This is a genomic window from Roseateles sp. AC306 (assembly GCF_979253795.1).
Map to the genome: position 1 here is coordinate 179,625 of NZ_CEEDEB010000008.1, position 12,051 is coordinate 191,675.

The 12,051-nt window shown below is 62.1% G+C and carries 10 protein-coding genes; 5 read left to right on the top strand and 5 right to left on the bottom strand.

Annotated elements, in window-relative coordinates; translation table 11 throughout:
• The first annotated feature begins 116 nt into the window (after positions 1–116).
• Entirely contained in the window at positions 117–284 is a 168-nt protein-coding gene (locus AC0IZJ_RS17170; protein ID WP_471852134.1) for a hypothetical protein, read from the top strand.
• A gap of 167 nt (positions 285–451) precedes the next feature.
• Here the strand turns inward: AC0IZJ_RS17170 and AC0IZJ_RS17175 are convergent, their stop codons facing one another.
• Entirely contained in the window at positions 452–1,411 is a 960-nt protein-coding gene (locus AC0IZJ_RS17175; protein WP_471852136.1) for a toll/interleukin-1 receptor domain-containing protein, read from the bottom strand.
• Between the two features lie 915 nt (positions 1,412–2,326).
• On the opposite strand from AC0IZJ_RS17175, the gene AC0IZJ_RS17180 reads away from it, so the two are divergent.
• The 4 genes from AC0IZJ_RS17180 to AC0IZJ_RS17195 all read left to right on the top strand — a co-directional run bounded on the left by AC0IZJ_RS17180 (position 2,327) and on the right by AC0IZJ_RS17195 (position 6,213).
• The gene (locus AC0IZJ_RS17180) at positions 2,327–4,300 is read left to right on the top strand and encodes a helix-turn-helix domain-containing protein (protein ID WP_471852139.1); all 1,974 of its coding nucleotides are present in this window, start codon (positions 2,327–2,329) and stop codon (positions 4,298–4,300) included.
• 133 nt (positions 4,301–4,433) lie between these two features.
• Positions 4,434–5,087 carry a hypothetical protein gene (locus AC0IZJ_RS17185; RefSeq protein WP_471852142.1) on the top strand — a complete coding sequence of 218 codons (654 nt, stop codon included), beginning with the start codon at positions 4,434–4,436 and terminating at the stop codon, positions 5,085–5,087.
• Between the two features lie 408 nt (positions 5,088–5,495).
• On the top strand, positions 5,496–5,681 hold the full coding sequence (locus tag AC0IZJ_RS17190; protein WP_471852265.1) for a helix-turn-helix transcriptional regulator: 186 nt from the start codon (positions 5,496–5,498) through the stop codon (positions 5,679–5,681).
• Between the two features lie 64 nt (positions 5,682–5,745).
• Complete coding sequence (locus AC0IZJ_RS17195) at positions 5,746–6,213, top strand: helix-turn-helix domain-containing protein (protein WP_471852144.1); 468 nt, start codon at positions 5,746–5,748, stop codon at positions 6,211–6,213.
• Here AC0IZJ_RS17195 and AC0IZJ_RS17200 read toward each other — a convergent pair.
• The 4 genes from AC0IZJ_RS17200 to imuA form a co-directional block, all read right to left on the bottom strand.
• The gene (locus tag AC0IZJ_RS17200; RefSeq protein WP_471852146.1) at positions 6,210–6,695 is read right to left on the bottom strand and encodes an H-NS family nucleoid-associated regulatory protein; all 486 of its coding nucleotides are present in this window, start codon (positions 6,693–6,695) and stop codon (positions 6,210–6,212) included. The genes AC0IZJ_RS17195 and AC0IZJ_RS17200 overlap by 4 nt on opposite strands.
• A gap of 215 nt (positions 6,696–6,910) precedes the next feature.
• The gene (locus AC0IZJ_RS17205; RefSeq protein ID WP_471852149.1) at positions 6,911–10,045 is read right to left on the bottom strand and encodes an error-prone DNA polymerase; all 3,135 of its coding nucleotides are present in this window, start codon (positions 10,043–10,045) and stop codon (positions 6,911–6,913) included.
• Complete coding sequence (locus AC0IZJ_RS17210) at positions 10,042–11,247, bottom strand: Y-family DNA polymerase (RefSeq protein ID WP_471852152.1); 1,206 nt, start codon at positions 11,245–11,247, stop codon at positions 10,042–10,044. The genes AC0IZJ_RS17205 and AC0IZJ_RS17210 overlap by 4 nt, the downstream gene beginning before the upstream one ends.
• 46 nt (positions 11,248–11,293) lie before the next feature.
• Positions 11,294–12,049 (bottom strand): translesion DNA synthesis-associated protein ImuA, encoded by a 756-nt coding sequence (gene imuA / locus AC0IZJ_RS17215; RefSeq protein ID WP_471852155.1) that lies wholly within the window; start codon positions 12,047–12,049, stop codon positions 11,294–11,296.
• Between the last annotated feature and the right edge of the window lie 2 nt (positions 12,050–12,051).

Here is a 12,051-nt window from a genome sequence, read left to right on the forward strand (position 1 = left end):
AGCGGGCTGACCGAAGGCGAAGTCGCGCCGCTAGCCTGGGCCATATTGGCACTCGCTGGCATGCGCGAGTGTTCGACCGCAGGAGTCGTTCCTTCCGAGATTTCGTTCTAACCCGGATGCTGGCCCTGCTGATGTTGGAAGAATCTCCGGTCCTCGACGAGGAAACCGCGCAGAGCGATGCTTCGACCCAACTTGGCTTCAACGCCATTTTTCATTTGCTACTCCCTCTGCATCAGTCTCGCGCGACGGGGCGATGCCTGCGCCGCAGCGGGGGTGAAGGCTAGTTCGCGCCGGATGGTGGCAAGCAGCAGCAATGTGGAACTTCGTGAACTGATACGCCAAAACTGGATATTGGGGCGCAGCGAGGTGCTGCCTCAGAGGGGTTCGTCCAGCACTCCCGGGAACAGGATGCGAATCAGCGCGTCGTGGGTGGGGTCCGGCTCGAAGCTGGCTATCTCGCGTTGGCGATGAACAGCTCCCATAGGAACTCCGCCGCACCTTCCGGCGACAACTGCTTGTCGCGGCTGCCGCTGAAGGACATCCCCATCGTCGTCAAGAACATGGACTGTTCGTCCGACTTCACGTTCAGCAGTTCGTTGAACGAGTCCTTCTGGACCGATGCGTCGTGTGAAAAGGCGATGCCGTTGTCGCGGCCGAGGCCGTCTAGCCTCACCGAACACTCGGCAATCTTCTTCCCACCTCGGTAAAGCAACGCTGCCATCCGCCGGGAGTCGATGCGCTCGAAGTGGCCCGTGACATCAAGGTTGCGTTCGCCCACCGCTTGAATTGACCCGTCGAAGAACTTGCAGACAAATTCAAAGGTCGAGCGGAGGAACTCGTCGCGGTCTTGCTCGGTGAACTCTTTCTTCAGGCGCAGGTTGCTCGAACGTGGCAGTGATGCAGTCGGATTGGACGAAGCCGCGCGTTGAGTGGCTGGTGCCGCAGCGGCAGTCCGCGATGCCGACCTGCCGGCAGCAGCCGCTTCAACCGCCTTGCGAATCTGCTTGGCAACGTCGGCAAGCGCCTCGTCGCGGTCGGGCCATGAAGTGACTGGCTTGCCGTCACGGGGCGCAGCCATGAGCGTGCCGAACGGTGCTCCGTGCCAGTCGCAATGGCGCATGATGACCGGGATGACCCGGGCCTCTTTCGCGTCGTGTCTCTCCATCGCCCGCTGCATCTCCCGCGAGTAGCAGTACGGGGAGCTTAGAAAGTCTGAGCTGACCAGCAGCAGGATGACGTCCGCGGTGTCAAGCTTCTCGAAGATGCTGTCGTCGACCTCACTTCCAGCAAGGATTCGGCGGTCGTACCAGGCGTCAATCAGACCTTGGTTCTTCAGCAAGGCCAGATGGGTTTCAAGTTGGTCTCGTAGAGCTTCGTCCTTGTGGCTGTACGAGAAGAAAACGCTGGCCATTCCCTGCCCTCAAGTCTTAGTAGACACGGATTGTCGCGTAGGCATCGCCGCCGAACGTCAGTTATCCACAGGTGCTGCCCGCGTTTCCGGTCGGCTTTCTGCTCGGAGATGGAGAAGGACGTCCCTGTACGGCACATCCAATCAGGCGGACGCGCAGTTCTTGGCGCCCCGAGCAGTCCGGGCACTGTTCGGACGAGAGCTTTGAGCTGTAGTCCGGGTTGCTGAACCAACATACGTCCGCCTAGCGATGTCCCGGGGACTGCGTTTTCGGTGAGCGATTGGCGACAAAGAAGCTGTGGCCAGCGCAGAACTATTTGGCTGTGCGGCCTCCCGCTCGCAGTTCTATTTGGCAGTGGGAAATGCCAAGCAGTTGATTCTTATGGCGATGAAGGCGCCTTGTGCTTGTCAAACTGTGAGCGGCAGCGTAAATCCCCGCAACGTGGGACCAGCGGGCGGGGGAGAAAAGCTGAATGGCAACAACGGCTTAAGAGCCGTGGCGCAGAACTATTTGGAAGGCAGCCTGGCGGCGTGTCGAGCTGAGCGCAGAACTATTTAGCAGGGCGCAGAACTTCAATGGCAATCACCAGCGAGGGGGGACGTCCGGGGATAAACACCGTGTCGCTATACGAGCAGTTCGACTGCCAGACCGAAGTGGACATGGCGGGGCCCCGAACCCATCGCCCAAGGCGGTGGCAACCACCGTAACGGCAAATGTTCTGGTCTTCATCAACCAAGACCGAATGAAGATTTTCTTGCCACACCCACTGCACACACGGAACTTCGAACAGTTGCCGTTATGGGCGTCGTAAAGCAGCCGTTATTGCAAACATCAACTGCCTGTATATGTTCACTGAATCTCGAGCGGACAACCCGCGAGGCGAGCCGGCCCTCGCAGCATCCACACCTAAGTCACCCTTGACCTACGCATGCCTACTGCAGCAGGGTGGCAACTACCTTGAACAACAAGGCATGGGCCACCAGCAAACTAAGAACTACTTGTCGGCGCTACGCGGCTGGCTCGATGTCCACGGATTTTCGGCGCAACGGTTAATTGGCGACGAGTTCGGCCAGGAATTCGACCGTCACTTCTTGCGCTACTGCGACGCAATTGCTGAACGTGTCGCCCCTCGCACACAAAAGGACCGGCAGGAGCAAATCCTCCGCTGGCGGCGCGTCGCCGAAACGTTGCGCAAGCAAGATTCGCTTCCGGAATCTTTTGCTGTAGCCCTTCAGCAGTGCGTGGACGCGTCACCGCTCTCGAAAGCGGAAATCGCTCGCACCTGCGGCGTAACAGTGCAAACCTTGCGCTATTGGATGAGCGGGTCGGGGGCTCCGCGCGGCGAGACTCTCTTTGCCGTGGCAAAGCTAGAGGAGATTCTCGAAGCTCCAAAGGGCGCCCTCACCGGACGGGTACCGCTGGCTCGACATACGCGCTATGCCAGAGGTGTGCGCCGGGACACCAGCAGTTCGTTTACCAAACTACGGCAGGAACAACTCCGGCAAAGCAAAGAGTACGGAATGCTCCTGACGCCCCGGCTTGGAGGCCAGTGGCAAGAGCTCCTTCGCCACAAGACTTCCATAGAAAGCGAAGTTGATGACGCGCGATACGACAGAAGCTGGAGACTGAAGCCCATCGAGGCTGTTTCCGTGCGCGTGACGCCAGCGATGCTCATCGACGGACAGGTGTGCGTCACCGCTGGCGTTCAGTGGGGCATGGTGCGCTCCTATCTAGGATGGCTGTGCATGAAGGCGCCTGTCGGGAGAGGACTGTCCCGGGACTGCGGCGACACGCTGGCGTGGCTGACCGACGTTGACAACGTCAAGGAATACGCGAAGTGGTTGGAGCGTCGTTCAAGAAACACCTTTCACAACGGCATTAACGTCTTCCTCCAAATGGTCGAGAGCCACCTCCGTCCTGAAACTGGCTTCGTTTGGCTGAGGGCGGAACTCGCCGGCACCATTGGCGAGGCCCATCAGGCGCGCTGGGACGCACAGTCGCCGAATTGGACGGAGGTCGAGGGTTGGCGAGCTCGGTGCGCGGCCGCCCGGTCTGCGCTGCGCAAGTACCGAGAGGCGAAGGCTGGCAAACGGAACAAGAAGCCCATCTCCAAATCCCGCAATCCGGTGGAGCGTGTAGCAGTGGTACTCAACGACGACTTTCCGTTGAAGAAGTTGGTTGAATTCGTGAACACGCTTGAGCGTTCGATGCCCCCGCCGGCGCATCAGCGGGACTATTGGGCTTGGCTTCGAGACGTTGTGCTCTGCAAGATGATGGTCTCGAATCCGCTGCGCATCGGGCAATACGCTGCAATGACCTGCCGGGCTGATGGCAGCGGCAACCTTGTGCGGGTGGGGCCGGGGCGCTATCGCCTCAATTTTGAGCCGTCTGACTTCAAGAATGAAAAAGGGGCGGCGTCCGAGCCGTACAGCGTGGCTGTCGATGAAAGCGTGGGGCCCTGGATTGACCGCTATTTGACCGAAGCACGCTCAAACTTGGTCGGAGCCAATGAGACGTCGCGCTTTTTCCTGCCGGCCGCCAAAGGCCCTCAATCAACTCCTCAGTTCCTGGCGGATTTGGGGCTCTCACAGAACGCTGGATACAAGGCCGAAGGCCTGTCGACGAGGGTCAAGACGTTGACGGCTCTGTACATCGACGGATGCCCAGGCTTTGGCCCTCACGCGTTTCGGCACGTCATCGCTACCGACCATCTCCGGAGAAATCCAGGCGACTATCTAACGGTGGCGACGCTACTTCACGACAAGCTGGAAACCGTACTCCGCAACTACTCGCATCTAAAGGTTCAAGACGGGCTCAAGCAGCTGTCATCCGGCATTCAGCTCGCGCAAAAGGAGCTGGCCTCGGAGCGGGGGGCCATTCGCAAGTCGTAAAGCTGGCCGTTTTGCGGACCGGGAGAGGCTATCTGCAGTATCTCCGTCGGATGCCGCGCTCCGAAGCAAGCAGATTTCAGGCCGGCGCAACCACTGCCTATACGAAGTCCCTAGGCCATTTAAAAGGACTTATATGCAGGCACTTCCCGCAAACGAAACAGCAGCGTTTCTCCGAAACGCTCGCATCGGCAGCATTCTGCGCCCCCCTGACTTTCGCAGTGCCGTAAGCGCAGCAAAGCAGCTACCTCCCACGGCGAGCTACGCCGTCACAGCATCGGTACCCAATTGGCTGGTGGAGCGACTAGATGCCAGTCAGCCGATGGTGCCGCACTACCAAGTGATTCCAACGAGCGACGGGCGAGACTGCTTGCTGTTGCTGACCCTGCAGTGCACGAGCATCCAGTTGCGTTGTGTGATGCAGCTCAGCAATCCGTTGACACAAGACTTCTTGGTCGACGCACTGAACCACGAACTTTTCACCATGCTTTTGTGCATTGAGAACTCGAAGCAGAACGCCGTGCTGGGCGTTCCGATGAACTTGGAGGACCCGCAGGCGCTACGAAGGCACTTAGTCGACTCGGAGCCTTGCTCTGACGGAGCGGCGCCGGCGCTTCAACTGGTGTACCTCGCGAGCCAAGCGGGATTCCAGCCGAGCTTCATCGAAGGGCACACTGTCAGTGACGTTGTAGCCGTCTTCGCCGGCACTGCGACCGAGAAGGATGTGGACAACGCGTTGGGCATCAGCCAAACGAAAAGGGCACCTGACGTCCGTCGTCCGCTTCACTGACAGCGAGCGGAATTCATCGGGACACGGCAATCGCCGTGTCCCTTTTTTCGTGCGCCAGGCTTACGCCCGTTCTCCGTACCAGGCGACTTTCACCGCTTCGGCCTCCCGCGTGTAACGCAGGTCGAAGAGCTTGGACTCGTGGAGCACGTGCGGCCAGGAACGACAGCGTCCCAGCCGCCTTTGCACCTAGTGCTGCTTGTCATCAGTCTCCTTCACACCGCCTCCCCGTCATCCTGCGAAGCAAGCTTACAACCAGGCCAGCGGAGGCGCTGAACGTCGCCAATCGCTCGATTTCGTGACGCAAGTCACGCGGGGTCGATGACTCCGCCGAAGAATAAACATGGGGACTAGACGAAGGCATAGGCCAACCATCTTGGAGTCGTCATGTCCTCTGTAACCACCCCACTCATGCTCAAGAAGTCCGACGTCTGCGAGCGCCTCAGCATGTCCGCAAGAACGCTCGAGGGCCTCGTGAAAGAAGGTGCATTCCCCCCCGCAGTCCGCATGGGAAAACACATCTACTGGAGCGAGAGGTGCGTTTGCGACTTTGTCACGCGCCGGTTCGCCGCTCAGAACGCATGGCGCCCCATTTGAGCTCGCTCAACGGATGAGCCACAGGACGCGCATCATCCCTTGAACAGGGCCTTGGCCATGTCCGATGACCCGACGAGGGCTCACCGGCACCGCTCTGGCAGAGGCGTGTGAAGTCAGTAAGGAGGCCGTTTCCAACTGGCTGAGCGGCGAGTCCATCCCGCATTTGAGCAAGCTCACCTCCCTTGCCGCCGCCCTCAAGGTCGCGGTCGAGGACCTGTTCGTATCAGACCCGTCCGAACCACCGACGCCGGTCATCGCTTTTCGTACGCGCACGAACAAAGCAACTTCGCTGGAAGCACAAGAGGCCGGCGAAGAAGTCGGACGCCATCGTGCGGTGCAGGTCTGTCGACAAAGTCGGGGACGATGGCACTTCGTCGAGCATCTGCCAAACGCGGCCATACGCCTCTTTCAGTTCTTGATGCTACAGCTTTCGCTCCCCGCCATCATCGAAGGCCACCTCCATCCTCGTTTCGTAAACGATTGCCTCCTCGAGGCGGAGCTTTACGTCGTCGGTGACAGAGGTCACTGCTAGCCTTCCGCCGAGGTTTCTTTAGCCTGAGCGGCCTTCCGGCTCTTGCGGCCAATTGGAGCTTGTTTGACGGCCGGAGGCTTGCGTTTAGTGGTCGCCTTCGAGGCGCTCCGCGTGCGGCTGACCGGCTCTGCAGCTTCAACCTCTGCAGGGGATGCGCCAGGGCTCTTGTTGGTTCGTTTGGCCGCAGCAGATTTGCCCGAGAGCAAGAACTCATCGAGGCTGGCACCTGCTTCAATGCGCTCACGCAACCAATGCGGACGCTTTCCCATGCCGCCCCACTCGTTTCCAGTGCCGTCGCCGTACTTCGCCGCTCGCTTGCCGCTAGACGCGCGCTTCGATGCTGCGGTGCTTGCCCTCGCCGTCAGTCCGTTGCCCACGTCCACACCACCACCCCATCCACCGGCAGAACCGAAAAGGTCTTCTGCTGTTAGTCCGTGCGACTTGATTTCGCGTTGGAGGCGGGACACGACTTGGCGTTTCATCGTCTCTGCTTGTTGCTCGAGCTTTGCAATCTGAGCGCGGAGACTGGGAAGGCTATTACGCGGCATGGCTGACCAAATAGTTTTAACTCGCCGAGTTTACGAAAGGAGTGAAGTTCCAGAGAGAGGAATTTGGTGCCGGATACGGCATGGCACGAAATGCCGGCGAGCCGATTGTGGCGACCCCGTTACTTGCGGCGGCAAGGACCGATTGCCTGCTACCTGAAGTCCCGGCTTGACGTCGCGCTCGCCAGTCGCCCCAACATCGGCGTCAGGTCCCGCCCCTTCCTGACCTTCAGTGCCGCAACGCCATCGCGATACTGCCAAGTGCCTTCGACTGCGAGGAGCTTTGACTTCAGCAAGATGCGTTCGTGCGCCAGGTCAGTCCGCAGGCTCGGCGCCACGATGAGCTGAATCTCGCCCTCCTCGTCTTCGAGGCTGATGAACATCGTCCCCTTGGCCGTCTCCGGCTGCTGTCGCAAAGTCACGATTCCGCACGTTCTCACCGTCTGGCCGCTTCGCATGCGCTGCAGTTTGCTCGACTTCAGCAGCCGGAGCTTCAGCGCATCCAGTTGGTCGCGGAGCAACCGTAGCGGATGACTGCGCAGTGTGAACCCCACGCTTGCGTAATCGTGGACGACCTCATGTGCCTCGGGCGCCTCCTCGAGCTCCAGCGGCTCTTCCTCGATTGGTACCTCCTCCAGCAGTCCGAGCTGCAACCCCAGCGCCGCGGCGTCCCAGGCCTGCTGCCTGCGATGGCCAGACAAGCTCCGCAACGCGTCGCCACCTGCCAGCAACCGCATGACCGGCTGCTCCAGCCTCGCGCGCAAGCACAGGTCTTCGGCGGTGAGGAACGGCGCCTCCTTGCGAGCAGCCATGATGCGTTGCGCCGCCGCCTCCTTCAGGCCGTTGATGAGCCGAAGCCCCAGCCGCACAGCAGGACGGGTCTCGATGTCCTCAAGCGTGCTGCCGTAGTCGCTGTGCATAACATCCGGCGGGCGCACTTCGACGCCGTGGCGGATTGCGTCGTGGATGAGCTGGCCCTCGCTGTAGAAACCGAGCGGCGACGCATTCAACAGTCCTACGAGAAACTCGGCCGGGTGGTGGGTTTTGAGCCAGGCGCTCGTGTAAACGAGCAGCGCGAACGAGGCGGCGTGGGACTCTGGAAATCCATATTCCGCGAAGCCACGGACCTGCTGGAATATGGACTCAGCGAACGCTGTGTCGTAGCCGCGCTCGGTCATGCCTCCGATGAGCTTGTCCCTAAAGTGGCCCAGACCGCCCTTGCGCTTCCACGCCGCCATCGCGCGCCGAAGCTGGTCCGCTTCGCCAGGCGTGAATCCGGCCGCGATGATGGCCGTTTGCATCACCTGTTCCTGAAAAATCACCACGCCCAGCGTGCGTTCCAGGGCTTCCCGCAACGAATCACTCGGGTAGCTCACCGGCACCTTGCCCTGCCGGCGCTGTAGGTACGGATGCACGGCATTGCCCACAATCGGCCCCGGGCGGACGAGTGCGACTTCGATGACGAGGTCATAAAAGCATTTCGGCTTGAGCCGCGGCAGCATCGAGCGCTGGGCGCGGCTCTCGACTTGGAAGACCCCGACGCTGTCGCCGCGTGAGAGCCGCTCGTAGACCTCTTCGCACTCCGCCGGGATGTCACCTACCTCGAAGGTGTGGCCCTTTCGCCTGCTGACGAATTCCAACGTCATGCGGATGGCCGTCATCATTCCGAGCGCGAGGATGTCGACCTTCAGGAACCCCAGAGCGTCGAGGTCGTCCTTGTCCCACTCGATGACGGTGCGGTCCGCCATGGTGGCGTTCTCTATGGGCACCATGCGAGACAGCGGCTCACCTGTTAGCACAAAGCCGCCCGTGTGCTGGCCCAGGTGCCTCGGGAATCCGCGCAACTCCGCCGTCAGTTTGAGCAGCTGGCGCATGTCCAACCGGTCGACGTCGACGCCGAGCTGCTTGAGCTTTGCAGGCGCCGCGTCGGGGTCGTCCCACCAGTTGTTCTCAGCGGCGAGCTCTGCAGCCTCCTCGAGCGTGAACCCCAGCGCCTTGCCCACGTCGCGGAACGCGCTTCGCGAGCGATAGCTGGCGACCGTTGCGGTCAGCGCCGCACGGTGCCGGCCGTACCGTTCGTACAAGTACTGGATGACCTCTTCGCGCCGGGCGTTTTCGAAGTCGATGTCGATGTCGGGCGGCTCGTTGCGTTCGCGGCTGATGAACCGCTCGAACAGCACGGACATCCGCGACGGGTCGACCTCCGTGATGTGCAGGCAGTAGCACACGACCGAGTTCGCGGCCGACCCGCGGCCCTGGCAAAGGATGCCCCGACTGCGGGCGAACTTGACGATGTCCCCGACCGTCAAGAAATAGTGCTGGTAATTCAGCTCGTCGATGAGCTCCAGCTCGTGCTCAATCAGGGCCTGGACCTTCGCTGGTGCACCGTTGGGCCACCGCTGCCCTGCCCCTTCGTACGTCAGCCGTCGCAGGTAGCTCGTTGGCGTCTCTCCCTCTGGAACAACCTCAGCGGGATAGCAATACTTCAGCTCGTCGAGCGAGAAGTGGCAGCGCTCGGCGACGCGCAGCGTTTCGGCCAAGAGCTCCGGCGGGAAGGTGCATGACAGACGAAACCTGGTGCGCAGGTGCCGCTCGCCGTTTGGCTGCAATGCGTAGCCGCACTCGGTCAGCGGCTTGCCGACGCGGACCGCCGTGACGACGTCCTGTAGCCCCTTGCGAGCACGCGTGTGCATGTGCACGTCGCCAACGGCCACCAGCGGAATGGCGGTGGCCTCGCTGGCCAGGCGCAACTTGTGCAGCCAAACCGCGTCATCGAGTTGTCGCAGCTGCTCAACCCCGAGCCAGCAGCGCCCGACGAAGCGGAACAGCAACCACTCGGCGACGCGCTGGACCTGAGTCGCATCACAGCTGCGGTCGGGACAGGCGATGAGCACGCAGTCGTCCAGCGCCGACGGCTGGATGCCTCTTAGCTCCAGCCGGTAGGTGCCTTTTGGAGAAGCCCGCCGCAGGTCCGTGATGAACTCGCAGAGGTTCCCGTAGCCGTTGCGGTTCGTTGCCAGCACGACGAGCGTGAACGGCGTGTCGCACTGGACGCGGAACTGCGAGCCGACGACGAGTTTGAGGCCGGCCTCCTTCGCCGCAACGTGGGCCCGGACAACGCCGGCGAGTGAGCATTCGTCGGTAATTGCCAGGGCGCTGTAGTCAAGCTCCTTGGCACGCTCGACAAGCTCGTGCGGGTGGCTGGCGCCGGTGAGGAACGAAAAGTTGCTGAGACACCGAAGCTCGGCGTAGTGGACCTCGCCGCTTGCCTGCTCGCCGTCGGTCATGAGAACGACCCGTGCAGGAACCAGTTGTCCTGGGACTGCTGGCGCTCCTTGTAGACCCAAAGGAATCCGCCATGCGGGCTGAGCGCCAGCCAGTAGTCCCGGCGCACCTGGGTGTGCTCCTGCTCCTCGCGCGGACCGACCCGATGCCACCAGCCACCTTCAACCAAGTGAGGACCGAGCAAGAGCTTCAGCGGCCCCTGGAAATGCGGCCGGCTGTTTCGCACAGCGAGCGGCAAGGGCGTATCGAGCACACAGGTTGGCGCCGGGAACGGCGGCGTAGCGCCTTTGCGCTTCGGCGGCTGCTGGTCAAGCGGAAGCCAATGCTGGGTCCACTCGGTCCGGTAGTCCTCACGCAGCACCGGCCTCTGGACGTTTTCAGGGCCGATGCGCGCGGCTATGCGCTCTCGCAGCAGCGCTCGCGCCTGCGTGCGGTTCACGACGTCGGGCAAGAACGACAAGTTCTGCTGCTCGAGCCTCACCACTTCGGTAGCGGTCAGCATCACTTCGCCGGCGGGAGCTGCCAGCTCGACCTTGGCCAAATGCTCCGTGAGCAGCCGCTCCAAGTGGTCGATGTTCCGACTTGGAATCGCCGTCCGGATGGTCAGGCCGCCTGTGGCTTCGACATTCTTGGCGCGCATCGTGTCGTGCGCCCACCCAAACGCGAACGCCGTGACACCGGCATGCCGCGCTGTGAGCCAGCCACAGAGCTGCAGCAGAAGGACATGGGCGCCAGCAAGCAGCGCTGGGGCGAGTTCCACCCGGGACATCAGCTCCAGCCGGGCGTGGAAGTCGTCCGATGGCTGCACCCAGTCGTGGGCCAGCGGCCGGTCGCCGTAGGCCTGGTCCAGCGCGATGAGCAGCTCTTTGCCAAAGCGATGGTTCAGACCGTTGCGCGGGAGTCGTCGCAGGTCGCCGAGCCGGCTGCAGCCGACGTGCCCCAACGTCACCAGGTGCTTATGGGCTGCCGTCAGCACATTGAGTGGCAGCCCGTTCAGCAGCCCGGTCAGCTGAGCGTTATCGTTGTTCTCATTCCCGGCCCTGGCCAAACACAGCGCCGCCAAGCTGTTGGAGGCCCAAGCCACGCTGGCGCAGCCCAGCTCTGCAGATTCGAGGACGACCCGGTCCCTAAGCGCCTGTCGACCACCGAACAGACGCGTCGACGCCGCCACCTCCATGACAACGGACTCTTCAAAAAGGGCCACCCGCGGGGTGAATTGCAGCGCCCAGTTCGTAAGCCTCTGTTGGACATCAGTGGTGGGCGGTGTCGCTGGGTCGCGTGGCGGTAGGAGTGCTGCCCACCACATGGGGCACCTCGATGGAAATCGGTTTGTCGTCGAGCTGGCTGGGGCGCATCAACTCGGGTGTCAGTACGCGGGCGACCCCGCCGGCGTACGCAGGTAGCAGTAGGTCACCCTCGTGAAGCGGCCCCTTGCGCTTGGCGACTCGGACCCGAAGGTCCCAATCCAGGCCCATCTCAGCCACGACACGTAGCGGCGCCGGTGACGAATCCCTGAGGGCTTGCGCCGGTCGGATGAGGAAACAGACGCCTTCGAACCCTTGGGCGCAGGCCTGCAGGCGGCGAAGCTGTTCCGGTCTGACCTGCGGCAGCCACGAAACCAGCACGTCGGCACCGTTGTCCCGAAGAAGCTGCTCCGTGACCCACAGCCGTCGGGCGGGCTCGTCGACGTTGTAGCGCCAGAACCGGTCGGGCTCGATGCCGTCCTGCACCAAACCTTCCATCGACGGCGGCCGCGCTGGTCCAACGACGGCAACTTCACCGCCGCCGGTCATGATGGGACGGATGGCTGGCATCAGCAGGCGCCATTCCAGCGTACCCGGCTGCGATGTCAGCAGCTCGGTGATGGCCATCCCGGGCCAGCCACCACCCGGCAGCTCGTCGTCCAGGGCGGCCCAGCCGCTGGCGTAGACCTTGGAGGGAGGCGGATGCAGCTCACCACCCCGCCACAGTGCAGCTTCCACGTGTGTAGGCAGCGGCTCCACCATGG